Raw genomic sequence first — 25,657 nt, 5'->3', positions numbered from 1 at the left:
CGATCGACTATAGGCGGCCTTGGCGGCGCCCGATTGCGGCGCCATATGTAGATGTGCAGGAGAGAGGACAACACCTTGAACGCCATCGCCGAACTGAACGAACAGACCGACCGCTCGCTTCTCATCGTGGAGGACGACAAGCCGTTTCTGGAGCGCTTGTCGCGCGCGATGGAGACACGCGGCTTCGCGGTGACATCGTGCGACACCGTCTCGGACGGCCTCGCGCAGATCGGCAAGGCAGCGCCCGCATTCGCGGTGGTGGACCTCAGGCTCGGTGACGGCAACGGCCTCGACGTGGTCTCGGCGCTGAAGAAGAAGCGCCCGGATGCACGCGCGATCGTGCTGACCGGCTACGGCAACATCGCAACCGCGGTGACCGCGGTGAAGATGGGCGCGATCGACTATCTCTCGAAGCCCGCGGATGCCGACGACGTCGTCGCCGCGTTGCTGTCGACCAGCGCGGAGAAATCCGAGCTGCCGACCAACCCGATGTCGGCCGACCGCGTCCGCTGGGAGCACATCCAGCGCATCTACGAGATGTGCAACCGCAACGTCTCGGAAACCGCGCGTCGCCTGAACATGCACCGCAGGACCCTGCAGCGCATCCTGGCCAAGCGCGCGCCGCGTTAAGTTTTCGCCGGCTCTCTTGCCCCGGACGCAGCGCAGCACGAAGTGATGCGCTGCTGAGCCGGGGCCCATTCTTCTTGGAGAGCGAGAAGCTGCGTCAGCGTACTGGGTCCCGGCTCTGCGCAGCAGCGTAAGAACGCTGCAGCGCGTCCGGGACACGAGAGCATCCTATCGCGGTTTCGTAGGGTGGGCAAAGGCGCGAAGCGCCGTGCCCACGATGTGCCTCGATAGATAGAGGTGGTGGGCACGCTTCGCTTTACCCACCCTACGGCACCTGCGTTCGCGGCGCCGCTACTCCCAGAAATCCGCGTGGCCTTGCGGATCGACCAGGCGGTTGATCCTGAGCGCGGCCGCCATCGCGAAACGCACCGTCATCTGCTTGCGCGTCGGCGCGGGCAGCTTGTGCTCGGGCGCCTCGCACTGCAGGTGCGCGCCGTAGGCGTCGGCGATGATCAAGCCGGTGTCTTGCGGAAAGATCTCGCAGGGCAGATCCTGCGTGAAGGCAAAGAACAGCCGGTCGCAATGGGCGCGGTATTCGTGCCATTTCTGGTCGGCGCGCAGATCCTCCACCGACGACTTGATCTCGACGATCCAGATCTCGCCGCGCTCGTTCAGCGCCACCAGGTCGGCGCGCCGGCCCGACGGCAGCGGCAATTCGCTGATGCAGGAAAAGCCGAGCGAGCGCAGCAGCCGCGAGGTTCCGCGCGCGATGGCGAGCGCCGTCTCCGACTGGCGCCGATCCGGCGGCGGCACGAGGGCGATGTTGCGGGCGGTGTTGTCCATGGCGGGGAGGATAGCCGATTCCGGTGGCCTCGTCATTCCGGGGCGAGCATGTCGGCCCGCGGAACCTCCCCTCCCCCAATCGCTTATCACGCAGCCGCCGCACCTCGGCGGAACCACCGAGGCTGCGCATGATCGATGATCTCTGGTACAAGAACAGCGTGATCTACTGCCTGTCCGTCGGCTCCTACATGGACGCCAACGGCGACGGCGTCGGCGACTTCAAGGGCCTGCTCCGCCGGCTCGATTATCTGCACGGGCTCGGCATCACCACGATCTGGCTGATGCCGTTCCAGACCTCGCCCGGCCGCGACGATGGCTACGACATCGCCGATTATTACAGCGTCGATGCCCGCTACGGCACGCTCGGCGATTTCGTCGAGTTCACCCATGGCTGCCAACAGCGCGGTATCCGCGTCATCATCGACCTCGTGGTCAATCACACCTCCGACCAGCACCACTGGTTCAAAGAGGCGCGGCGCGACAAGAACTCACCCTATCGCGACTGGTATGTGTGGTCGGACAAGAAGCCGGCCGGCGCCAACAAGGGCATGGTGTTTCCCGGCGTGCAGAAATCGACCTGGTCGCGGGACAAGGAAGCTGGCGCGTATTACTTCCACCGCTTCTACGATTTCCAGCCCGACCTCAACACTTCGAACCCGCATGTGCAGGCGGAAATTCTCAAGATCATGGGCTTCTGGATCCAGCTCGGCGTGTCCGGCTTCCGCATGGATGCCGTCCCCTTCGTGATCTCCACCAAGGGCGCCAAGGTGAAGAAGCCGGTCGAGCAATACGACATGCTGCGCGCGTTCCGCGAATTCCTGCAATGGCGGCAGGGCGACGCCATCATTCTCGCCGAAGCCAACGTGCTGCCGGAAACCGACATGGAATATTTCGGCAGGGATGCCGACCGCATGCACATGATGTTCAACTTCCACGTCAACCAGCATCTGTTCTATGCGCTGGCGTCGGCGGATTCCCGTCCCCTCGCCAAGGCGTTGAAGGCGACGAAGCCGCGGCCGGCCACGGCGCAATGGGGCCTGTTCCTGCGCAATCACGACGAGCTCGATCTCGGGCGGCTGACCAAGGCGCAGCGCGACACCGTGTTCAAATCGTTCGGCCCCGACAAGGACATGCAGCTCTACGACCGCGGCATCCGCCGCCGCCTCGCGCCGATGCTGGGCGGCGACCGCAGGCGGCTGGAGCTTGCCTACAGCCTGATGTGCACGCTGCCGGGAACGCCCGTGATCCGCTACGGCGACGAGATCGCGATGGGTGACGATCTCTCGCTGCCCGAGCGCAATTGCGCGCGGACGCCGATGCAATGGTCGACCGAGCCGCATGGCGGCTTCACCAAGAGCGACAAGCCGGCCTGCCCCGTCATCGACAAGGGACCGTACGGCTATCCGCACGTCAATGTCGCCAAGCAGCGGCGCGATCCCAACTCGATGCTGAACTGGACCGAGCGCATCGTGCGCATGCGCAAGGAAGTGCCGGAGATCGGCTGGGGCGATTTCACGGTCATCCCGACGCGCGATCCCGCCGTGTTCATCATGCGCTACGACTGGCGCAACAATTCCGTGCTGTTCGTGCACAATCTCGACGAGAAGCCCCGCGAGACCGCGTTCTCGACGGGGCTGTCGGGCGAGGCCGGCGCGCACCTGATCAACCTGCTCGCGGAAGACCACAGCCACGCCGACAAGCGCGGCCAGCATCGCGTCGTGCTTGAGCCCTACGGCTACCGCTGGTACCGCGTCGGCGGGCTGGACTATCTGCTGAAGCGGGGCGACATCGACGAGAGCAGGGCGGGGAACAAGCATCCGGGGTGATGTCGAGATGCCGCAGTTTGCTCCGCCGTTCAACGATCGTCATTGCGAGCGCAGCGAAGCAATCCAGAATCTTTCCGCGGTGACAGTCTGGATTGCTTCGCTGCGCTCGCAATGACGGGGAGATAGCGGCGGCTTTCTCCTCCGCCGTCCTTTTGGCGAAGGCGACGGCTAGGTTGCCGGCTGCACAATCACCCCCTCATTGCCGCGCAGATCCAGCACGCCCTCGAGCTTCTCGCCCTCGCGATCGAGGAACGTCGACAGCAAGATCTCGCTGCCGAACCTGATCGCGCTGGTGGTCACCGCGATCGGGTCGGGCCCGAGATTGAGCACTGCGATCACCGACTTGCCTGCGGCCTCGCGGCGATAGATCAGGAGGTCGCCTTGCGCCGAGATCGGGTGATAATCGCCCGCGACCAGCGGCGGGCAATCGCGCCGCAGCGCGATCAGGCGCTTGTAGAGATTGAGGATCGAGCGCGGATCGGCTTCGAGATGGGCGACGTTCTCGCGGATGTGATCCTCGGGCAGCGGCAGCCATGGCCTCGCCTGCGAGAAGCCGGCGAAGTTCGAGCCGTCCCATTGCATCGGCGTGCGGCAGCCGTCGCGCCCGACGCCGATGCCGGGCACGTTCTTCTCGAAGGGATCGCGTACGTCCTCGGGCGCGATCGCGAGCTGGTGCATGCCGATCTCGTCGCCGTAATAGAGCGTCGGCGTGCCGCGCAAGGTCAGCAGCAGCATGGCGGCGACACGCGCCTGCTCGGGCCCGACGCGGCTCGCCACGCGCGGCCGATCGTGGTTGCCGAGCACCCAGTTCGGCCAGGCGCCTTTCGGCAGCGCCTTCTCGTAGTCCTCGACGATCTTCTCGATCGAGCGCGCGCTCCAGAAGGTCGAGAGCAGCGCGAAGTTGAACGGCATCTGCGCGCCGGTGAGGTCGTTGCCGTAATAGGCCATGAGCCGATGCAGCGGCAGATAGATCTCGCCGATCAAAACGCGGGCGGAATACGCATCCGTGACGCGCCGCATCTCGGCGATGACGTCGTGCACCTCGTCCTGGTCGGTGGAGTATTGCGTCAGGATCTTCTCGTTCGGCGGCCGGCCCTCGACGTAATGCGGGTTCGGCGGGTTGTCGCGGAAGTCGGCGTCCTTGATCAGGTGCCAGATCACGTCGACGCGAAAGCCGTCGACGCCCTTGTCGAGCCAGAACCGCATCGCATCGTAGATCGCGGCGCGGACGTCGGGATTGCGCCAGTTGAGATCCGGCTGCTGGGCGAGGAAGGCGTGGTAATAATATTGGCCCGTGGTCTCGTCGAATTGCCAGGCGCTGCCGCCGAACTCGGACAGCCAGTTGTTCGGCACGCCGCCATCGGGCGCCGGATCGCGCCAGATGTACCAGTCGCGTTTGGGATTGTCGCGCGAAGACCGGCTCTCGACGAACCAGGGATGCTGGTCGGAGGTGTGGTTCGGCACGAGGTCGAGGATCAGCTTCAGACCGTTGTCATGCGCGGCGGCGAGCAGCGCGTCGAAATCGTCCATCGTGCCGAACAGCGGCTCGATGCCGGTATAGTCGGAGATGTCGTAGCCGAAATCGGCCATCGGCGAGGGAAAGATCGGCGACAGCCAGATCGCGTCGACGCCGAGCGACCTGACGTAAGGCAGACGCTGCAGGATGCCGGCGAGATCGCCGACACCGTCGCCGTCGCTATCCTGATAGGAGCGCGGATAGATCTGATAGAAGATGCCGTCGCGCCACCAATTGTCGTCGCTCTGAGCCAAGATCGTCCCCCGAATGCGCCTCGCGCCGGAAGCAACGCGGGATCGCGCCAACGGTTCACACAAAAGTTCCCGCCGGGGATCGAGACCAACAGGGCTTTGGGACGGCTCTGTGACGTGCGCGGCGGCGATCATGTCGCCCGGGTCCGCAAAGCGCGATTCCGCCCGGAAAGGCCGCAATACCGGGCGAGTCCGGCCATTGTTCCGGCTTCAGCCGACCGCGATGCCAGTGGAACCTCGGTTCCGAGGGACGAAACCACTGGAGGGACCCATGAGGTCACGCATCACATTGTGCTCGCTCGCCTTCGCTCTCGCCGCCCTGCCGCTCTCGGCCGGCCTCTCCCCCGCCACCGCCAAGCCGACCGTCGAAGTCGCCTTCGTGCTCGACACCACCGGTTCGATGGCGCGCCTGATCGAAGGCGCCAAGCGCAAGATCTGGTCGATCGCCACCGCGATCGTCGATTCCAACCCGGACGCCGACATCCGCATGGGCCTCGTCGCCTATCGCGACATCGGCGATGACTACGTCACGTCGAAGATCGAGCTCACCCGCGACATCCAGGATCTCTACGCCAACCTGCTGGAGCTGAAGGCGCGCGGCGGCGGCGACTGGCCCGAAAGCGTCAACGAGGCGCTCGACGTCGCCGTCAACAAGCTGCAATGGACGCCGGGCGGCGACGTCAGGCACATCGTGTTCCTGGTCGGCGATGCGCCGCCGCACATGGACTATACGCAGGACACCAAATATCCGACGACGCTCAGCGTCGCCCGGCAGAAGGACATCATCGTCAACGCCGTGCTCGCCGGCGATGCCCGCGATACCGAGCGGGTGTGGCGCGACATCGCGCAGATCGGCCAGGGCCGCTTCATCCCGATCCCGCAGGACGGCGGCCAGATCGTGGTGATCGAGACCCCGTACGACCAGGACATCATCATCCTGCAGCAGCAGCTCAACGGCACCGTGATTCCGTACGGCCCGCGCGAGATGCAGAAGCGGACCGAGATGAAGGTGCAGCAGCAGGCGAGCGTAGCGGCGTCCGCACCGTCAACGGCCACCGACATGGCGAGCTATATCAGCAAGCGATCTGCATCGACCTCGGAAGCCGTCACCGGCGGCGGCGATCTCGTCGCCGATGCCGCCAAGGGCAAGACCAGCGTCGCCACTGTGGCCGACGCCGACCTGCCCGAAAAGCTGCGCGCCATGAAGCCGGAGCAGCGCGAGGCCGAGGTCGCCAAACAGGTCGAGCAGCGCAAGGCGCTGAGCGAGAAGCTCGCCGCGCTGGTCGCCAAGCGTGACAAGTACATCGCCGATCAGGCCGTGAAGTCCCCCAAGACGTCCTCTTTCGACGGGGTCGTCCGGGAGACGCTGAAGGCGCAGATCACGCGGTAACAGGAACGCCCGGGAACGGTCCGTTTCGAACGGGCCGCTCCCGGCCTCGCACGAATCTTTTGCTTGGCGGCATGGCAAAAATCGGCATTGTGGCGCCATGACCGAGCAAAATGACAATCAACCCAAGGCGGGCGCGATCATCGTTCCCGTGACGCTGTTCGAGCAGAACTGCACCATCATCTGGGACGAGCCCAGCAAGAAGGCCGTGGTGATCGATCCCGGCGGCGACGTGCCGAAGATTCTGGAGGCGATCAAGCAGACCGGCGTCACCGTGGAGAAGATCTGGCTGACCCACGGCCATATCGACCATGTCGGCGGCGCTGCCGACTTGCGCGATGCGTTGAAGGTGCCGATCGAGGGCCCGCATCAGGCCGACAAGTTCCTGCTCGACAACGTGGTCGAGAGCGGCGCGCGCTTCGGCATGACCGGGGTGCGCAATTTCGCGCCGGACCGCTGGCTCGAGGAAGGCGAGACCGTGTCGATCGGCGATCTCACGTTCGACATCTTCCACTGCCCGGGCCATTCGCCCGGCAGCGTGGTGTTCTTCAACAAGGATCTGCGCTTTGCCCATGTCGGCGACGTCCTGTTCGCGGGCTCGGTGGGACGCACGGACCTGCCCGGCGGCAGTCACGCGACGCTGATCAACTCGATCCTGACAAAACTGCTGCCGCTCGGCGACGATGTCGGCTTCATCTGCGGCCACGGTGCCGGCTCGAGCATCGGCCAGGAGCGGATGACCAATCCGTTCATCACCGGCGAGATGTAGGACTTTATTGTTTGAGCATGATCTGATCAGAAAACCGCTTCACACTTTTCCGGATCATGCTCTATTCGGCGGCGTCTGCGAACGCCGCCGTCTCGCTCAGATTACGCTCGCCCCATTCGCGGATCGCCGCGACGACGGGCACGAAGCTCTTGCCCTTGCGGGTCAGGCGATACTCGACCTTCGGCGGTACCTCGCCGAAATCCTTGCGGTCGATCAGGCCGCTCTCCGTCAGCGCCTTCAATTCGCGGCTGAGCACGCGCGGGGTGATTTCCGCACTGCCGCTCGCGCCGCGCAGCAGGCCGCTCCTGATCTCGCCATAGCGGCGCGGGCCGTCTTTCAAGTCCCAGACGATGCGGAGCTTGTACTTGCCGCTGATCATCTTCTGAAACGCCGCGACCGGACAGGTGCGCTGCCGAATTGCCTTCGCCATGTCGTCTCCTCCACGAGCAACCAGCAAGCGAAGAGGATAGGAGCAGCAGCGAGAAAGTCCATACTATCAATTTTGTCCATACTTGCAGGATCGCCCGCAAGGCGCAGATGATGACGCACATGACGAACAGGGAGCGTCACATGAAGCACTTCATGATCCGATACGAGTTCAAGGACGGCACGACGGAGGAATGGCACCGGGAGATCGGCCGCTTCATCAAGGCGATCGACGGCGATCCGGAACTGAAGGGACGGATCTCCTACCGCGTCCTGAAGGTCCGCGACGGCGGCAGCTATTTCCACCTCGCCGGCGCCGCCGACGAGGACGCGCAAAAGACGCTGCAATCGCGGGAGTTCTTTAGGAATTATCAGGCGATGACGCGGAAGGTCGCCGGCGGCGAGGTGACGGTGACGCCGATCGAGGTGATCGACGCGACTTCAAGCTAGGGACCGAGCGGGCAACCGCGAACTCCCCCTTACCTCTCCCGCTTGCGGGGGAGGTCGGCGCGAAGCGCCGGGTGGGGGCTCTATCCTCATCGGGAGTGTCCCATTGCGGAGCCACCCTCTCCCCGGCCCTCCCCCGCAGGCGGGGGAGGGAGCGCACCGCTCGCGCCGCGAGCGCTTGCCCTCTTACTTCATCAACCCCGCGGCGGTGAGCGCGCGGGTGATGATCTGGCCGAGGTCGAAGCCGCGAGCTTCCGGCTTCGGCTCGGCGGGATCGGCGACCTTCGCGCGGATCGAGCGGGCGAGATGCGGGGCGGGCGAGCGCGACGGCTTTCCGGCTGCGGCCGGCTTTGCCTCGGCCTTCTTCGCGGCGTCCGGAATCCATCCGGTCAGGCCGAAGAACTTTGCGATGTGGTAGGACGAGGAGATACCGGCCTCGATCAGGAACGCGCCTTCCATGCCGTAGCGCTGATCGTTGTCGGCAAGGCCGAGCGGGGTACCGTGCGCCATGTCGGTGATGGCGTAGGACTCGACCAGCGTCTCGCCGTCCTTGTTCCACCAGGCCTGACGCGGATAGCCGTCGACATTGGTCTCCGCCATCGGTACGGCGGGCAGATCATGCAGGTCGAGCCATTGCTTGACGATCTCGTTGGCATTGCCGGGATTGACGGTGCGGTCGGCGCTGCCGTGCCACACCGAGACCTTCGGCCATGGCCCGCGATGATCGGAGGCGCGCCGCACGAAATCGCCGAGCTCGCGCTCGGGCCGCTGCGGCGAATGAAACATGCCGTCGAGCGCCTCGCGCAGATTCGACGCGATGCCGTAGGGCAGGCCGGCGATGATCGCGCCGGCGGCGAAAACTTCCGGATAGGTCGCGAGCATCACCGACGTCATGCCGCCGCCCGCGGACAGGCCGGTGATGAAGACGCGCTTGGGATCGATGCGATGCGCGTCCGCCATATGCGCGATCATCTCGCGGATCGAGCGCGCTTCGCCGCTGTCACGCGCGGTGTCTTCCGGATTGAACCAGTTGAAGCAGGTGTTGCCGTTGTTGATGCGCTGCTGCTCGGGCATCAGCAGCGCGAAACCGTAGTGCCGCGCGAGCGTCGACCAGCCGGCGCCGAGATCGTAACCGGCCGCCGTCTGTCCGCAGCCATGCAGCACGACGACGAGCGCGCGCGGCTTCTGCAGCTGCGCCGGCACGAACGCGAACATGCGCAGATTGCCGGGATTGTCGCCGAAGCCCGTGACCTCTTCCAGCGGGCTGGATGAATCGGGGCTGCGGCCGAACTCGGCAAGGCGCAGACCGTCCAGCTTCGGCAGACGTCTCAACAGATCGACATTTCTGGCTAACGACACGGCAAGTTCCTGGTGGGCGGCTTTCAACGTTAAGCACCACCAGATAGTTGCTGCGTTGCAAAATAAAAAGACCGTGCGCTGTCGATCTCGCGAAAATCACTGGAAATTCAGCGGAAATCCGCACGTATTAACCGCAATGCCTCAACTTGATGCAGATGCGCGGCGCATCCACGTCAGAAATGCGATGCATGTCATGATTAACGTCACAAACAGCGCGAGCGAGACGAGAAATCCTGCGCGCGCTGATTGCAACGACTCGATCGCGAAGAATACCGCGCCGATTGCGGCCACTCCGGCCGCATTTCCGATCTGCGCCGTGGTGCCGTACATGCCGGAGGCAGAGCCCGCAGCGACAGGTTTGACAGTCGCGAGCACCGCACCGGAGAGCGGCGCCATCACCAGACCTTGCCCGTATCCGAAGATGCCCATGGTCAGCGCGAGCGCCATCGGCGTCGGCGCTTCCACATAGAACGCAAGACCCGCGAGCGCCGCGAGGCCCACGATCTGCAACGCGCAGCCTTCGATCAGGACCTTGGTGCCGCGATGCCGCGCGCGTGCGCCGCTGTGGCGTGACGCCACGACGAATGCGACGGCAAGTGGAATGCAGGCGAGGCCGGCCGTGAGCGGCGGAATCTTCAGCCCGCGCTGCATGAACAGCGTCATGACCAGATAGAACGAGAGATTGGCAAGGAAGAAAAAGAACGCAGCGCCGAGCCCGCGCAGGAAGGCGGCATCGGACATCAGCGAGAGATCGATCAGCGGCATGCCGCCGGCGCGCGCCACCTTATGCTCGAGCCTTGGGAATGCGACGAGGATCACAGCCCCGACCACCATCACGGCCCACAACCACGGCGCCCAGCCGACATCGTGGCCGAACAGCAGCGGCCCGATCAGGCACAGCAATCCCGCGAACAGCACGACGCTGCCCTTGACGTCGAGCCTGGTCCCGGCCCGTCGCGGCACCGACGGCATGATGCACCAGGCAGCAAGCGCGATGACGAGGCCGCAGGGCACGTTGACGAAGAACACCGAGCGCCAGCTGCTGCCGGCGAGATCGAGCGTCACCAGAAGCCCGCCGAGCAGGAAGCCCGCGGCCCCGGCAAGCCCGAGCACGATGCCGTAGACGGCGAAGGCGCGGTTGCGCGTCTCGTCGGTGAACAGCAGGTGCAGCGTTGCCAGCACCTGCGGCACCATCAGCGCCGCGGTCGCGCCCTGCGCTAGCCGCGCGACGATCAGCTCGACGCCGGACTGCGCAAGGCCGCACCACAGCGAGGTCGCCGTGAAGCCGAGCACGCCGGCCAGAAAGACGTTCCTGGTGCCGTGGATGTCGCCGAGCCGCCCGCCGGTGACGACCAGCGTCGCATAGGCGATCAGATAGATCGCGATGACGGATTCGATCTGCGCCGGGGTCGCGTGCAGGTCGACGGCGATGGTGGGAATGGCGACGTTCACGATGAAGGCGTCGACGCCGAACATGAACTGGGCGGCGACGACGGTCGCGAGCACCCACCAGCGGCGGGTCGAATCGATTGGTTTTGTGACGGTTTGATGCATTTTCGCACGAGCCTTCCGCGATATATTTGCGCGCAAGGCTCGCAGATCGGCGTCATCCGCGCGATTACCTCGGAGGTAGGACTTGCTGCATTGGCCCGATTGCTGCATGGCAATTCCTGCTGGTTTCTGCGGGCTCGGAAGTCTTCCGGATGTACGACTACGACATGGTGGTGATCGGCTCGGGCCCGTCGGGGCGCCGGGCCGCGGTGCAATGTGCCAAGCTCGGCAAGTCCGTGCTGGTGGTGGAGAAAGGCCGGCGGGTCGGCGGCGTCTCGGTCCACACCGGCACCATTCCGTCGAAGACGCTGCGCGAGACCGTGCTCAACCTCTCCGGCTGGCGCGAGCGCGGCTTCTACGGCCGCTCCTACCGGGTGAAGCAGGATATCGCGGCCAGCGACCTCATGACCCGGCTGCAGAAGACGCTCGATCACGAGGTCGAGGTTCTCGAGCACCAGTTCAGCCGTAACCTCGTGCGCACGGCCAATGGCGAGGCGCGCCTCGTCTCGCCGCACGAGGTCGAGATCACGAGCTCAATCGGCGAGACCAGGACCGTGTCCGCCGCCTTCATCCTGATCGCGTGCGGCACGCGCCCGTTCCGGCCCGACTATGTGCCGTTCGACGGCACCACCGTGCTCGACAGCGACGAGATCATCGAGCTGCCGAAGCTGCCACGCAGCCTGGCCGTGATCGGCGCCGGCGTGATCGGCGTCGAATATGCCACCATCTTCAGCGCGCTCGACGTGCCCGTGACCCTGATCGAGCCGCGGCCGACCTTCCTCGATTTCATCGACAAGGAATTGATCGACGAATTCATGCACGAGCTGCGCGACCGCAACGTCGCGCTGCGGCTCGGCTCCAAGGTGACGTCGATCGAGAAGAATGCGCAGGGCCACATCGTCACGCATCTGTCGGACGGCCGGCACGTCACCACGGAGATGCTGCTGTTCGCAGCCGGCCGCGTCGGCGCCACCGACCGGCTCAACCTCGAAGCCGCCGGCATCGCCGTCGACCATCGCGGCCGCATCAATGTCGATCCCGTGACCCTGCAGACCAGCGTGCCGCACATCTACGCCGCCGGCGACGTGATCGGCTTTCCGAGCCTTGCTTCGACCTCGATGGAGCAGGGCCGCGTCGCCGCCTGCCACGCGCTCGGCATGGAGCCGCTGGCGCCGCCGGAATTTTTTCCCTACGGCATCTATTCGGTGCCGGAGATCTCGACCGCCGGCCTCACGGAAGAGGAGGTGCGCGCGCGCGGCATTCCCTACGAGGTCGGCATCGCCCGCTTCCGCGAGACCTCGCGCGGCCACATCATGGGGCTGAACAGCGGCATGATGAAGATGATCTTCTCGACCAAGACCCGCCGCCTGCTCGGCGTGCACATCCTCGGCGAAGGCGCCACCGAGCTGATCCATATCGGCCAGGCCGTGCTCAACCTCAAAGGCACGATCGACTATTTCATCCAGAACACGTTCAACTATCCTACGCTGGCCGAGGCGTACAAGATCGCCGGCCTGGATGCGTGGAACAGGATGACGCGGTAGGGGGCGGGCTTTCGCCTCTCCCCGCACGCGGGGAGAGGCCGGAATTCAAACGCCGTTTGAATTCCGGGTGAGGGGGACTCTCCGCGAGTCGCGCTGTCCATTGCGACGGTGCTCTCTCAACACGTCATTGCGAGCGCAGCGAAGCAATCCAGAATCCCTCCGCGGAAACACACTGGATTGCTTCGCTGCGCTCGCAATGACGGCGTGGGGGACATCTCGCGAAGCCAACGATCTCTGTTCCCGCGGAGACAGGCCCCTCACCCCAACCCTCTCCCCGAAAGAACGGGGAGAGGGAGAAGAGACACCACCGCGCTCGCCTCTCGTCATGCCCGGGCATAGCCGTCCGAAGGACGGCGTCGCTTCGCTCGCCTATGTCCCGGGCATCCACGTTCTTGGCACCGCGACACAGGTCGTGGATGGCCGGGACAAGCCCGGCCATGACGGTGTGGAAGCGTCTGCACGCAAGTCTGCGTGAGGGAGAAGCATCACGCATGCCTGCATTCCGCTGCGCGGGACATCGCGTGATTGCGTTCGTGCGATCGGGCACGTAGCTTTGCGCCACCAACAAACAGAAAATTCAGCCGGAGAGAACGCCATGGCGCGCCTGAAGTTCGGAGCCTTTCTTGCCCCGCATCACCCGATCGGGGAGCATCCGATGCTCCAGTTCCGGCGCGATCTGGATCTCGTCGAGCAGCTCGACGCGCTCGGCTATGACGAGTTCTGGTGCGGCGAGCACCATTCCTCCGGCTGGGAGATGATCGCCTCGCCCGAGATGTTTCTGGCCGCGGCCGGCGAGCGCACCAAGCGGATCAAGCTCGGCACCGGCGTGGTGTCGCTGCCCTACCACCACCCGTTCAACGTCGCCCAGCGCATGGTGCAGCTCGACCACATGACCGGCGGCCGCGCCATCTTCGGCTCCGGTCCCGGCGCGCTGGCTTCCGACGCGCACACGCTCGGCATCGACCCGATGACGCAGCGCGACCGCCAGGACGAGGCGATCGGCGTGATCCGCCGCCTGTTCAACGGCGAGCGCGTCACGGCGAAGAGCGACTGGTTCACCATGAACGACGCCGCGCTGCAGATCCTGCCGCTGCAGGAGGAGATGCCGTTCGTGGTGGCCTCGCAGATCTCGCCCTCGGGCATGACGCTCGCCGGCAAATACGGTTGCGGCATCATCTCGCTGGGATCGATGACGACGCAGGGCCTGATGTCGCTGCAGCAGCAATGGCAGTTCGCCGAGGATTCCGCCAAGAAGCACGGCACCAAGGTCAACCGCGCCGACTGGCGCGTGCTGCTGACCTTCCACGTCGCCGAGACCCGCGAGCAGGCCCGCCGCGAGGCCGGCGCCGGGCTGATGCGCTGGCACAACGAATATAATGTCGGCACGCTGCAGCGGCCGGGCCTCACCGCGTTCTCCTCGCCGGACGAAGCCGTGGACAAGACCGCCTTCGTCGAGGGCGCCGCGTCCACCATCGGCACGCCCGACGATCTCGTCAAAACCATCAAGAACGTGATGGAGGTGTCCGGCGGCGTCGGCGCCATCATCGGCTTCGTGCACGACTGGGCCAATCCGGAAAATACGCGCCGGAGCTGGGACATGGTGGCGCGCTACGTCGTGCCGGAGATCAACGGCTATATCGACGGCCTGCGCAGGTCGCAAAAATTCGTGATCGAGAACCGCGCGATCTTCGAGCGCGCGGGACAGGCCGTGATGGCCAAGATCATGGAGAACGAGAAGGCCGCCGAGGCGCTGAAGGTCACCGGCCCCGGCCGCGTCGCCATTCCCGCCGTCAACGCGCCGGATCTGCAGAAGGCGGCGAAGGGATAGGTCGCCGAATTATCTCCGCGAGTCGTCCCGGCGAAGGCCGGGACGACAAAAGCCTGACGATTTTGTGCGCGGGACGGCCGCAGCGTCATCGTGACAGGATGTGCTATGCTGTCCGGGACAGCCTACCGGAGCAATCGTCATGTCGATGCAGAATGTCGCCCCTGCGCTTCCGTTCACCGCGCCCCGGCGTAACGAGCTGACGCACATCCCCGGCGACGAGGGCTGGCCGGTCATCGGCAAGACCTTCCAGGTGCTGGCCGACCCCAAGGGACATATCGAGGCCAATGGCGCCAAGTACGGCCCGGTCTATCGCACCCATGTGTTCGGCGAGACCAATGTCGTGATGCTCGGGCCCGAGGCCAACGAGCTCGTGATGTTCGACCAGCAAAAGCTGTTCTCGTCGACGCATGGCTGGAACAAGGTGCTTGGCCTGTTGTTTCCGCGCGGACTGATGCTGCTCGATTTCGACGAGCACCGGCTGCACCGCAAGACGTTGTCGGTCGCGTTCAAGTCCGGACCGATGAAGTCCTATCTCAGCGATCTCGATCGGGGCATCTCCGCGCGCGTCGCGCAGTGGAAGGCGCACCCCGGCGAGATGCAGCTTTATCCGGCGATGAAGCAGCTCACGCTCGATCTGGCCGCCGCATCCTTCCTCGACGCCGACATCGGGCCGGAGGTCGACGAGATCAACCGCGCCTTCGTCGACATGGTCGCGGCCGCCGTCGCCCCGATCCGCAAGCCCCTGCCCGGCACGCAGATGGCCGCGGGCGTGAGAGGGCGCAAGCGCATCGTCGCCTATTTCCGCGAGCAGATCCCGCTCCGCCGCGGCAATCACGGCGGCGACGATCTGTTCTCGCAGCTCTGCCGCGCCACCCACGAGGACGGCGCGCTGCTGTCCGAGCAGGACATCATCGACCATATGAGCTTCCTGATGATGGCCGCGCACGACACGCTGACCTCGTCGCTGACGTCTTTCATCGGCGAGCTCGCCGCAAATCCCGACTGGCAGGACAGGCTGCGCGCCGAGGTCCTGGCACTCGGGCTCGCCCCGGATGCGCCCACCACCTTCGACGACCTCGCCAAGATGCCGCTGTCGGAAATGGCGTTCAAGGAAGCGCTGCGGATCAAGCCGCCGGTGCCCTCGATGCCGCGCCGCGCGATGCGCGATTTCACCTTCAAGGGATTCACGATCCCCGCCGGTACCGCGGTCGGCGTCAATCCGCTCTATACGCATCACATGAAGGACATCTGGCCGGAGCCGGACCGCTTCGATCCCATGCGCTTCACCGAAGAGGCGCAACGCAACCGCCACCGCTTCGCCTGGGTCCCGTTCGGCGGCGGCGCGCATATGTGCCTCGGCCTGCACTTCGCCTATATGCAGGCGAAATGCTTTGCCCGTCACTTCCTGCAGAACATCGAGGTGTCGCTGGCGCCGGGCTACAAGCCGGACTGGCAGATGTGGCCGATCCCGAAGCCTCGGGATGGGCTGAAGGTGATGATGAAGGCGGTTTAGCGGCGGCTTTCGTGTCCCGGACGCGCTGCAACGCGGAGCGTTGCTGCGCAGAGCCGGGACCCAGGATCTTGCGACACTTTCAGTTCGGAGAGATGGGCCCCGGCTCTGCAGCGCATCGCTGCACCGGACGATGCTTGGCATCGCCGGGGAAGCGCTGCGCTGCGTCCGGGGCACGAGACCTCACCGGGATCGCAGGTCTCGTAGGGTGGGCAAAGGCGCGTAGCGCCGTGCCCACGATCTCGCGCGATGAGAAGCAGTGGTGGGCACGCTTCGCTTTGCCCACCCTACGGCACCGTCCCCGCCGCTACGCCCCCTGATCGAACGCGTTGCGCAAGGCGGCCAGGCCCTGCTGCTGCTGGGTCCAGTTGCGGCCGCTGGTCATGGCGCCGTCGATGACGAGGTCGTGGCCGTTGATGAAGCTGGATTCGTCGCTGGCCAGGAACACCGCCGCATGGGCGATGTCGTCGGGCAGGCCCGCGCGCGGGATCGGCTGGGCGGTCTTGTAGACATCGCGCATCACTGCCGGCGTCTTCTCGGCGGCTTCGGTCGACAGGCCCAGCGCCTTGCCGAAAATGCCGGTCGCGATCGCGCCGGGCGAGATCGAGTTGACGCGGACGTTGGACTCGCCGAGTTCCATCGCCACGCATTTGGTGAGATGGATCACCGCGGCCTTGGCCGCACCGTACACCACCGATGACGAGAAGCCGGCAAGACGGCCTGCGATGCTGCCATTGTTGATGATGCTGCCGGATCCCTGCTTCTTCATGTAGGGCGCGGCGTGCTTCATGCCGAGCATGACGCTGCGCACCAGGGTCGCCATGGCCGCGTCGAAGCGCTCGACCTCGAGGCCTTCGATGCCGCCGGTCTGCGCCGGGCCGCCGGCATTGTTGAACAGGCAGTCGATGCGGCCGAATTTTTCCACCGCCAGCGCGATCAGCGCCTGCATCTGGGCTTCGACCGTCACGTCGGTCTGGCGGAAGACGCAGGCGGCCCCGAGCTGCTTCGCCAGCGCCTCGCCTTCCGGTATGCGCCGCCCGGCGATCACAATTTTGGCACCTTCGGCAACGAAGACTTCCGCAGTCCGCAATCCGATGCCGCTCGTCGCGCCCGTGATCACCGCCACCTTGCCGTCAAGCCTGCCCATTTGATGCCCCTGCTTTCGAACCCTTCGCTGCCAAGCGGCGCACACCGATCCATGACGGTGCTGTTACAGCCGGCGCCGCGACGGCCACTATTCCTGCCGGCTTCCGACAAGGCAAGCTTTGCTTGCGCGCCCGAGATGCGTAACATTCAGGGCGAACGCACGTCGCAACCGGGCCGTTCATGGAGAAATTGATCGAGGAGTTTCGCAAGGGCTGGCAGGGCGTGGCACCGCCATCGCTCGGCCTGAGCATCGGCTTTGCGGCCGCCTGCCTGCTGGTTGCGACGCTGGCGCGCTGGGGCCTCGCGCATGTCCGGCCCGACGTCTATTTCACCCCGTATTTCCCGGCCGTGTTCTTTGCGGCCGCGTTCGGCGGCTTCCGCATCGGCATCATCACGGCGATCGTCGGCGGGGTGCTCGGCGTCGTCGTCAATTTCAGCGATATCGTCGCCGATAACGCGCGATTCGCCCTGCTGGCGCTCTATTGGGCGGTCTGCGCGCTCACCATCTGGGGCGTCGAGCACTATCGCTCGCTCCTCGTCGAGCAGCGGCGGATCTCGAAACGCCTGATCGAGGAGGAAGACTATCGCAAGCTGCTGGTCGACGAGCTGCAGCACCGGCTGAAGAACAAGCTCTCGACCGTGCACGCCGTGATCCATCAGGTGCTGCACGACCAGCCGCAGGTCTGGGCCCGGATCGATCCACGGCTGCGGTCGCTGGCCACGACCGACGATCTGATCTCGCGGATCGACAAGGCGGGCTGCGACATCCGCGATCTCCTGATCTCCGAGCTCGGGCCCTACGGCCATGTCCGCTTCACCCTCAATGGCGACCGGCTGTTCCTGCCGCCGAAGCTGGCGGTCACGCTGTCATTGATGTTTCACGAGCTCGCCACCAACGCCGGCAAATACGGCGCGTTCTCCGCCCCGCGCGGGCTGCTGCAGGTGTCATGGACCGTCAGCGACGATCGCCTGACCATCACCTGGGACGAAACCGAAGGGCCGAGCGTCGACAAGGTCTCCGAGCCCGGCTTCGGCACCAAGCTGCTGAAGTCGGCGCTCTCGGCTTTCGACGGCAGGACCGAGATCTCGTACCTGAAGACGGGACTCCATTGCATCATGCAGTGCCGGATCCCGAAGAACGGCTAGTTCATGACGAGGTTCACCTCTCCCGCTTGCGGGAGAGGTCGGCGCAACGCGCCGGGGGAGGGAGCACACCTCTCAAGTCGCTACATTTGCCGACCTTGCCACCTTTCGATTCAGTGCAAGCTCGTCCTGAACGCGACTCGAAACAAGCGAAAGCCACACGCGCGCTGGCTGCGCAGTTTCGCTTGCCGCGTTGACCCTCTGTTAATGACGATTTTCTGCGCGCGTCGGATCGACGCAAAACACCCCCGTATTTCTCCGGACCCCTTAACCAAACTTAAGAGGGAACTGCGCATGATCGCGTGCATTGCAAAGGCGCGCTGAAACAACAAGATTCATGACTTCTATGAACGACAACAAATATTCCGGCGCGAGCGAAGCCGAACTCGGATTCCTCAAGGAAATCGTTAGAATGCTGCCTGCCGGCCTGACCGTGCAGGATGCGCAAGGACAGCTTCTGCTGGTTAACGATGCCGCCGCCGCCCAACTCGGCATGGACGGCAGCCGTCCCTCGCCGGATCTGGCGCCGCGCCGCGAAGCCTGCCGCCAGGCGCTGAGCGCCGGCCAGGCCGTCGTCACCGAGGAAGCCCTGCACGAGGGCGCCGCGCGCCAGGTGCTGCTCACCACCCATCGTCCGGTCAGCCTCGGCGGACGCGAGCTCCTGATCTCGGCCTCCTCCGACATCACCGAGCAGAAGAACTTCGAGGACCAGCTGTTTCGCTCGGCCTATTTCGACGAGCTGACCGGCCTGCCCTCGCGCCGCGTGATCGAGCATCGCGCAAACAGCCTGCTGGCGCGCGATGGCGGCAGCGAGCCCTTCGCGCTCGCCTTTCTCGACGTCGACAATTTCAAGCACATCAACGACTATTACGGCCACGCCGTCGGGGACGCGCTGCTCGTCGAGCTGTCGAAGCGGCTCGGGCGGGACCTGCGTGATTCCGACATGCTGTCGCGCATCTCCGGCGACGAATTCCTGCTGCTGCTCTCGCCGATCCAGAGCCAGGAGGAAGTGGCCGAGTTCATGCAATCGACGCTGGAGCGGCTGACCGCGCCGTTCTTCATCGATCATTCGGAAGTCTTCGCCTCGACCTCGGTCGGCATCAGCCTCTATCCCGACCACGGCCGCAGCTTCGAGACGCTGCGGCAGAACGCCGACATCGCGATGTATCGCATCAAGAACAACGGCAAGGGACTGGCCGCGTTCTTCGACGCCAGCATGGAGCGCGAGGCGCTGGCGCGCACCAAGATCGAGCAGTCTCTGCGGCTCGCCATCCTGGAGAAGCGCTTCTGCTGCGCGTTCCAGTCCAAGGTCGACATCCGCACCCAGGCCGTGAAGGGTATCGAGGCCCTGGTGCGCCTGCGCGACGACGAAGGCGTGATCCAGGCGCCCGGCTCGTTCATCAACCTCGCCGGCGAACTTGGGCTGATCGACGAGCTGACTCATCTGGTGCTCGCCGAGATCGTCAAGTCGATCGACCTGATCAACGGCACCTTCGGCGCGGAAGCGACCATCAGCATCAACGTCGCCGCCAAGCAGGCCGGCAATCCCGAGTTCATGCGCAGCTTCGCGCAGGCGCTGGACCATACCGGCTTTCCGCAGCGTTTCATGATCGAGTTGACCGAGGACGCCTTCGTCGCCAAGAATCATTTCCAGTCCGAGATCCTGCCGATGTTCCGCAAGCTCGGCGTCGGCATCTCGATCGACGATTTCGGCACCGGCTATTCCTCGCTCTCCGCGCTCGCCGACATCACCGCCGACGAGATCAAGATCGACCGCTCCTTCATCACCGACATCCATAAGCGCCCGCGCAGCCAGGGCATTTTGCGCGCGATCGAATCCCTGAGCGAGGCGCTCGGCATGACCGTGATCGCCGAAGGCCTCGAATCCTACGAGGAGCTGGCCTACCTGCAGGCCGCGACCAAGATCCGCTACGCGCAGGGCTATTATTTCTCGCGGCCGATCTTCCTGGAGGAGCTGAAGCTGGCAACGCCGGTCTCCAGCGAATCCCGCCCCGGCGTCGCCAGCCGCCCGATGCAGCAGAACCGCCAGGGCTATTCGCGCGCGAGCGCGTATCGCAGGTAGGCAGGCTCCAAAATCTACGTTCCGTCATCCCCGCGCGAGCGCGTAGCGCTCGTCGCTGGAGGCGCGAGTGGCGCGATGCAAAGCATCGCGCCGGGAGCCTCGAAGGATGTACGGCCGAGATGCCGGCCGGGCCGTCGCCCTTCGAGGCTCGCTGCGCTCGCACCTCAGGGTGACGGGGATGGATTACGGGCGACAAGATACCGGCATTAACTCCATCGTGTTGATTCCCCCTTTGAAATCGCTGCCCTTTTGGTAATACACAGGCGGGCTTCCCGCGAGGCACGCCATGTCGATCCCTTCCTCCATCAGCGATCCCGCCTATCTCCGTGCGCGCGCGATGGAGACGCTGTTCGAACGGCTGGAGAACCTCTGCGAGGGCGCGATCGCGATCGACCGCGGTGGGCGCGTCGTCTACGTCAACGAGAAATATCTTTCCTCGCTGGGCCTCACGCACACCGCGGAAGCGCTCGGCCGGCCGATCGAGGAGATCATCCCGAACAGCCTGATGCGGAAGGTCGCCGAGACCGGCGAGCCGATCCTGCTCGACATCATGGAGCTCGGCGGCGAGCAGCTCGTGGTGACGCGCATGCCGATCGAGGACGAGAACCGAAAGGTCATCGGCGCGATCGGCTTCACGCTCTACGACCATCTGGAGAGCCTGAAGCCGCTGCTCGCCCGCGTCACCCAGCTCGAGAGCGATCTGCGGCTGGCGCGGCGGCAACTGTCCAACGCCCGCGCGGCGCGCTTCACCTTCGCCGATTTCGTCGGCACCACGCCCGCCATCGCGCAAGCCAAGGAGCTCGCCGGCCGCGCGGCGCGGCAGAGCGTCACCGTGCTGCTCACCGGCGAGACCGGCACGGGCAAGGAGATGCTGGCGCAGGCGATCCACAATGCCTCCTCGCGCGCGGACAAGCCGTTCGTCAGCGTCAACGTCGCTGCGATCCCCGAGACCTTGATCGAGTCCGAATTCTTCGGAACCGCGCCCGGCGCCTATACCGGCGCCGACCGCAGGGGGCGCGAGGGAAAATTCCGCATCGCCGACGGCGGCACGCTGTTCCTCGACGAGATCGGCGAGATGCCGCTGCAGCTCCAGGCCAAGCTGCTCCGCGTGCTGCAGGAGCGCGAGATCGAGCCGCTCGGCTCGGACAAGATCAGCAAGGTCGACGTCCGTGTCATCGCCGCGACCAATGTCGATTTGCGCAAGCGCGTCAGCGACGGCGCATTCCGGCCGGATCTCTATTACCGCCTCAACGTGCTCTCGGTGGACCTGCCGCCGCTGCGCCAGTGCCTGGACGATCTCCCCGACATCTGCACCCGGCTGCTCGACGACATCAGCGCCTCCGGCGACTATTTCAAGGCGAAGATCACGCCGAGCGCGCTGGCCGCGCTCGCCCGCTACGACTGGCCGGGCAATGTCCGCGAGCTCCGCAACATCCTCGAGCGCGCGCTGATCCTCAGCGATTCCGGACGGCTGACCGGCGACGATTTCGTCCGCATCCTCCCCGTCGGCACCGACATCAGGCCGGCGGCACCGGTGCGGCCGGCCGGTCTCGTCGTGCCCTATGCCGAGGCGGAGGCCGAGTTCGAGAAGCACACGCTCGAGCAGGCGCTCGCCGCCAGCAACGGCCAGATCACCGAGGCCGCCAGGATGCTGCAGATCTCGCGCGCCACCTTCTACAAGAAGCTCGCCAAGTTCGGCCTCGCCGCGGGACCCGCCGCCGTCTGAGTTTCGAGACTCGAACTGTCCGGAGTCTCGGATTCCTGACACGGCATTTTGCGCGTCGTCGCGCGCCGTTTCGCTGAATCTGCTGTGTTTTCCGGCATTTTGCGCAAACCCGTGGCATCTGGCGCGGAGCTTGCTCTTCGCTTTGCACAATGACGCGTGCTGCACACGCGCATTCGCAACCAGGGAGGACGCAAGATGAGTGAAGCGATCTCGGTCCATCAGCTTCAGACGAGACAGCCCTCGCACGTCACGGTCGCCACCGCGAGCCTGATCGGCACGGCGATCGAGTGGTACGACTTCTTCCTCTACGGCACCGCCGCGGCGCTGATCTTCAACAAGCTGTTCTTTCCGACCTTCGACCCCATGATGGGAACGCTGCTGGCGTTCGCGACCTACGCGCTCGGCTTCATCGCGCGCCCGCTCGGCGGCGTCGTGTTCGGTCACTACGGCGACAAGATCGGCCGCAAGACCATGCTCTATCTGACGCTGCTGATCATGGGCGCGGCGACCGCGGCGATCGGCTTCCTGCCGACATATGAAACCGCCGGCATCTGGGCCGCGATCCTGCTTGTCGCCTGCCGGCTGATCCAGGGCTTCGGCCTCGGCGGCGAATGGGGCGGCGCGGTGCTGATGGCGGTCGAGCACGCGCCCGCGGACAAGAAAGGCTTCTACGGCAGCTGGCCGCAGCTCGGGGCGCCGCTCGGCCTCGTGCTCGGAACGCTGGTGTTCTCGGTGGTGTCGGCGATGCTGACCGACGCGCAGCTCTACGCCTGGGGCTGGCGTATCCCGTTCCTGTTCTCGATCGCGCTGGTGCTGGTCGGCCTGTGGATCCGCTTCACCATCGCGGAATCGCCGGAGTTCCAGAAGGTCAAGGACACCAAGCAGGAGGTGAAGATGCCGATCCTCGAGGCGATCAGGATGTATCCCAAGAACATCCTGCTCGCGATGGGCGCGCGCTTCGCCGAGAACGGCTTCTTCTACATCTACGCGACCTTCGTGCTCGCCTATGCCACGCAGTCGCTCGGCATGAACAAGCAGGACATGCTCAACGGCGTGCTGATCGGCGCGGCGATCGAGACATTCACCATCCCCGCTTTCGGCGCGCTCTCCGACAAGGTCGGGCGGCGGCCGGTCTACATCTTCGGCGCGGTGTTCTCGGCGCTGATGTCGTTCCCGCTGTTCATGCTGCTTGCGACCAAGAACCCGCAATATGCCTGGATCGCGATCGTGCTGGGCCTCGCCATCGGCCATGCCGCGATGTACGGGCCGCAGGCGAGCTTCCTGTCGGAGCTGTTCGGCACCAAGGTGCGCTATAGCGGCGTCTCGCTCGGCTACAACCTCGCCTCGATCTTCGCCGGCGCGCTGTCGCCGCTGATCGCGACGGGCCTGATGACGGCCTATGCGCCGGCGACCTGGCCGATCTCGCTCTACATGATCGCGCTCGCGATCATCACCATCGTGTCGGTCTATTTCGCCACGGAAACACGCAAGATAGTGCAGTCCTGACTGTCCTGATGCTGCACCCAATCGCGAGGAGCAACCTGTTCCAGGGCCGCTCCTCGCGATATGATCGACGACAACAACGGCATGCGGTCCAGGGATCGGGAGGAACGCCGTGAGCCAGCACCCAGCTCTGCCTTACTTGCGGAACTCCGAGAAGGGCAAGGTCGTCTCGGCGGCCGAGGCCGTCATGCTGATCCGCGACGGCGACACGGTGGCGACCGGCGGCTTCGTCGGCATCGGCTTTGCCGAGGAGATCGCGATCGCGCTGGAGGAGCTCTATCTCTCCAACGAGGGCGATGCGCCCTACACGCAAGGCAAGCCGCGCAATTTGACGCTGGTCTATGCGGCGGGCCAGGGCGACGGCAAGCACCGCGGCCTCAATCATTTCGCGCATGAGGGCCTGGTCCGCCGCGTGATCGGCGGGCATTGGGGCCTTGCGCCGAAACTGCAGCAGCTCGCGATCGCCAACCAGATCGAGGCCTATAATCTGCCGCAGGGCGTGATCACGCATCTGTTCCGCGACATCGCGGCACGCCGGCCCGGCCACATCACCCGCGTCGGCATGGGCACCTTCGTCGATCCCCGGCACGGCGGCGGCAAGCTGAACGCGCGCACCACCGAGGACATGGTCGAGCTGATCACGCTGCGCGGCGAGGAGTGCCTGCTCTACAGGACGTTCCCGATCCAGGTCGGGATCATCCGCGCCACGACCGGCGATCCCGACGGCAATCTCACCATGGAGAAGGAGGCGCTGACGCTGGAGGCGCTCGCCATCGCCATGGCGGCGCATAATTCCGGCGGCATCGTCATCGCCCAGGTCGAGCGCGTCGCCGAGAGCGGCAGCCTCAATCCGCGCCAGGTCAAGATTCCCGGCATCCTCGTCGATTGCGTCGTGGTGGCGAGGCCCGAGAACCACTGGCAGACCTTCGGCACACAATATAATCCGGCCTTCAGCAGCGAGATCCGCGTCCGCGCAGCTTCCCTGCCCGTGATGCCGGTCAGCGAGCGCAAGATCATCGCCCGTCGCGCCGCTCTCGAGCTCAAGGCCAACAGCGTCGTCAATCTCGGCATCGGCATGCCCGAGGGCATCGCCTCGGTCGCCAACGAAGAGCGGATCATCGACCTCATCACCTTGACGGCGGAGCCGGGGGTGATCGGCGGCATCCCGGCGAGCGGCATCGATTTCGGCGCGGCGATCAACACCCAGGCGGTGATCGACCAGCCCTACCAGTTCGACTTCTACGACGGCGGCGGCCTCGATGCCGCTTTCCTCGGGCTCGCCCAGGTCGACCGCGCCGGCAACCTCAATGTCAGCAAGTTCGGGCCCAAGCTTGCGGGCGCCGGCGGCTTCATCAACATCAGCCAGAATGCCAAGGAGGTCGTCTTCGTCGGCACCTTCGGCGCGGGCCGTCAGCGCATCGCAGTGAATGACGGCAAGCTCGTCATTCTCGACGAGGCGAAATCGCGCAAATTCGTCGACAAGGTCGAACACGTCACCTTCAGCGGACCGTTCGCCGCCGCGCGCCGGCAGCGCACGCTCTATGTCACGGAGCGCTGCGTGTTCGAACTCAGGCCCGACGGGCTCGAGCTCACGGAGATCGCGCCTGGCATCGACATCGAGCGCGACATCCTGCGCCTGATGGATTTCAAGCCGCTGATCCCGCGCGATCCCGCGCTGATGGACGCCCGCATCTTCGGCGACGGCCTGATGGAGCTGCGCGAGCGCCTGCTCACCATCCCGCTCGACCAGCGCTTCACGCTGGACGAGCAGCAGAACATGTTCTTCGTCAATCTGGAACGCTATCCGCTGCGCAGCAAGGCGGAGATCGACACCATCGCTGAGATCGTCGAGGCAAAGCTCGCGCCGCTCGGCCGCAGGGTCTACGCCATCGTCAATTATGACAACTTCACGATCCTGCCGGAACTGATGGACGATTACTCGGCCATGGTGCGCAGCCTGGTCGACCGCTTCTATTCCGGCGTCTCGCGCTACACCACGTCGGGCTTCCTGCGCATCAAGCTCGGCGAAGCCCTGGAGAGGCGCGGCGTCGCGCCGCATATCTTCGAGAGCGCGGAGGAAGCGCAGTCGGATCGGCGTCAGGCCGAGGGAGCCGACGTATCGCGCACCACGCGGCAAGCCCAAAAATGATGCATGCTCGAAAGGCCGACTCGTTCGGCCGGAGGTTCAATTGCAATGTTCGTAGCGTTGTGCAAATCGCTGTTGCCGAGAAA

The 25,657-nt window shown here is 65.2% G+C and carries 19 protein-coding genes; 13 read left to right on the top strand and 6 right to left on the bottom strand.

The annotated features are described in order from the left end of the window. Positions 1–75 precede the first annotated feature (75 nt). Positions 76–630, top strand: a complete 555-nt coding sequence (locus tag JQ617_RS23215) for an ActR/PrrA/RegA family redox response regulator transcription factor (protein ID WP_008141807.1) — start codon at positions 76–78, stop codon at positions 628–630. A gap of 288 nt (positions 631–918) precedes the next feature. Here JQ617_RS23215 and JQ617_RS23210 read toward each other — a convergent pair whose 3' ends face one another. Beyond that, complete coding sequence (locus JQ617_RS23210) at positions 919–1,410, bottom strand: MmcB family DNA repair protein (RefSeq protein WP_212028282.1); 492 nt, start codon at positions 1,408–1,410, stop codon at positions 919–921. A gap of 128 nt (positions 1,411–1,538) precedes the next feature. Between JQ617_RS23210 and JQ617_RS23205 the strand changes: the two genes are divergently transcribed. Next, positions 1,539–3,236: an alpha-amylase family protein gene (locus JQ617_RS23205; RefSeq protein ID WP_212028281.1), complete on the top strand. Its 1,698-nt coding sequence runs from the start codon at positions 1,539–1,541 to the stop codon at positions 3,234–3,236. 168 nt (positions 3,237–3,404) lie between these two features. Here JQ617_RS23205 and JQ617_RS23200 read toward each other — a convergent pair whose 3' ends face one another. Next, positions 3,405–5,006 carry an alpha-amylase family glycosyl hydrolase gene (locus JQ617_RS23200; protein WP_212028280.1) on the bottom strand — a complete coding sequence of 534 codons (1,602 nt, stop codon included), beginning with the start codon at positions 5,004–5,006 and terminating at the stop codon, positions 3,405–3,407. A 268-nt stretch (positions 5,007–5,274) separates the two neighbouring features. Here JQ617_RS23200 and JQ617_RS23195 point away from each other — a divergent pair, with 268 nt between their 5' ends. Together JQ617_RS23195 and JQ617_RS23190 are read left to right on the top strand one after the other, a co-directional pair. Further along, positions 5,275–6,393, top strand: coding sequence for a vWA domain-containing protein (locus JQ617_RS23195; RefSeq protein ID WP_212028279.1), 1,119 nt, complete (start codon positions 5,275–5,277; stop codon positions 6,391–6,393). 97 nt (positions 6,394–6,490) lie between these two features. Continuing rightward, complete coding sequence (locus tag JQ617_RS23190) at positions 6,491–7,159, top strand: MBL fold metallo-hydrolase (RefSeq protein WP_145657320.1); 669 nt, start codon at positions 6,491–6,493, stop codon at positions 7,157–7,159. A 61-nt stretch (positions 7,160–7,220) separates the two neighbouring features. On the opposite strand, the gene JQ617_RS23185 is transcribed toward JQ617_RS23190, so the two are convergent. After that, positions 7,221–7,589 (bottom strand): winged helix-turn-helix transcriptional regulator, encoded by a 369-nt coding sequence (locus JQ617_RS23185; RefSeq protein ID WP_145657322.1) that lies wholly within the window; start codon positions 7,587–7,589, stop codon positions 7,221–7,223. 140 nt (positions 7,590–7,729) lie between these two features. Between JQ617_RS23185 and JQ617_RS23180 the strand changes: the two genes are divergently transcribed. Beyond that, positions 7,730–8,035 carry a hypothetical protein gene (locus JQ617_RS23180; RefSeq protein WP_249157374.1) on the top strand — a complete coding sequence of 102 codons (306 nt, stop codon included), beginning with the start codon at positions 7,730–7,732 and terminating at the stop codon, positions 8,033–8,035. A 183-nt stretch (positions 8,036–8,218) separates the two neighbouring features. On the opposite strand, the gene JQ617_RS23175 is transcribed toward JQ617_RS23180, so the two are convergent. After that, on the bottom strand, positions 8,219–9,391 hold the full coding sequence (locus JQ617_RS23175; RefSeq protein ID WP_212028277.1) for an extracellular catalytic domain type 1 short-chain-length polyhydroxyalkanoate depolymerase: 1,173 nt from the start codon (positions 9,389–9,391) through the stop codon (positions 8,219–8,221). 141 nt (positions 9,392–9,532) lie between these two features. Next, positions 9,533–10,945: an MFS transporter gene (locus tag JQ617_RS23170; RefSeq protein WP_212028276.1), complete on the bottom strand. Its 1,413-nt coding sequence runs from the start codon at positions 10,943–10,945 to the stop codon at positions 9,533–9,535. A 149-nt stretch (positions 10,946–11,094) separates the two neighbouring features. Here JQ617_RS23170 and sthA point away from each other — a divergent pair, with 149 nt between their 5' ends. The 3 genes from sthA (at position 11,095) to JQ617_RS23155 (ending at position 15,827) form a co-directional block, all read left to right on the top strand. Further along, positions 11,095–12,486, top strand: coding sequence for a Si-specific NAD(P)(+) transhydrogenase (gene sthA, locus JQ617_RS23165; protein WP_212028275.1), 1,392 nt, complete (start codon positions 11,095–11,097; stop codon positions 12,484–12,486). Positions 12,487–13,081: 595 nt separating this feature from the next. Then, positions 13,082–14,314 (top strand): LLM class flavin-dependent oxidoreductase, encoded by a 1,233-nt coding sequence (locus JQ617_RS23160; protein WP_212028274.1) that lies wholly within the window; start codon positions 13,082–13,084, stop codon positions 14,312–14,314. Between the two features lie 139 nt (positions 14,315–14,453). Continuing rightward, entirely contained in the window at positions 14,454–15,827 is a 1,374-nt protein-coding gene (locus tag JQ617_RS23155) for a cytochrome P450 (RefSeq protein WP_212028273.1), read from the top strand. A gap of 304 nt (positions 15,828–16,131) precedes the next feature. Here the strand turns inward: JQ617_RS23155 and JQ617_RS23150 are convergent, their stop codons facing one another. Then, positions 16,132–16,971 carry an SDR family NAD(P)-dependent oxidoreductase gene (locus tag JQ617_RS23150; protein ID WP_212028272.1) on the bottom strand — a complete coding sequence of 280 codons (840 nt, stop codon included), beginning with the start codon at positions 16,969–16,971 and terminating at the stop codon, positions 16,132–16,134. Between the two features lie 179 nt (positions 16,972–17,150). Here JQ617_RS23150 and JQ617_RS23145 point away from each other — a divergent pair, with 179 nt between their 5' ends. From JQ617_RS23145 to JQ617_RS23125, 5 genes are all read left to right on the top strand, one after another. Continuing rightward, entirely contained in the window at positions 17,151–18,116 is a 966-nt protein-coding gene (locus JQ617_RS23145) for a sensor histidine kinase (protein WP_212028271.1), read from the top strand. A gap of 343 nt (positions 18,117–18,459) precedes the next feature. Continuing rightward, positions 18,460–20,196, top strand: coding sequence for a putative bifunctional diguanylate cyclase/phosphodiesterase (locus tag JQ617_RS23140; RefSeq protein ID WP_212028270.1), 1,737 nt, complete (start codon positions 18,460–18,462; stop codon positions 20,194–20,196). A 286-nt stretch (positions 20,197–20,482) separates the two neighbouring features. After that, the gene (locus tag JQ617_RS23135) at positions 20,483–21,922 is read left to right on the top strand and encodes a sigma-54 interaction domain-containing protein (RefSeq protein WP_212028269.1); all 1,440 of its coding nucleotides are present in this window, start codon (positions 20,483–20,485) and stop codon (positions 21,920–21,922) included. Positions 21,923–22,117: 195 nt separating this feature from the next. Next, on the top strand, positions 22,118–23,428 hold the full coding sequence (locus JQ617_RS23130) for an MFS transporter (RefSeq protein ID WP_249157372.1): 1,311 nt from the start codon (positions 22,118–22,120) through the stop codon (positions 23,426–23,428). A gap of 109 nt (positions 23,429–23,537) precedes the next feature. Further along, positions 23,538–25,574 (top strand): acyl CoA:acetate/3-ketoacid CoA transferase, encoded by a 2,037-nt coding sequence (locus JQ617_RS23125; protein ID WP_212028267.1) that lies wholly within the window; start codon positions 23,538–23,540, stop codon positions 25,572–25,574. The last annotated feature ends 83 nt before the right edge of the window (positions 25,575–25,657 follow it).

The organism is Bradyrhizobium sp. KB893862 SZCCT0404, from assembly GCF_018130885.1.
GTDB classification, from domain to species: domain Bacteria; phylum Pseudomonadota; class Alphaproteobacteria; order Rhizobiales; family Xanthobacteraceae; genus Bradyrhizobium; species Bradyrhizobium stylosanthis.
Note: the sequence above shows the minus strand (reverse complement) of the source record. Positions and strands in the feature narration are given on the sequence as shown.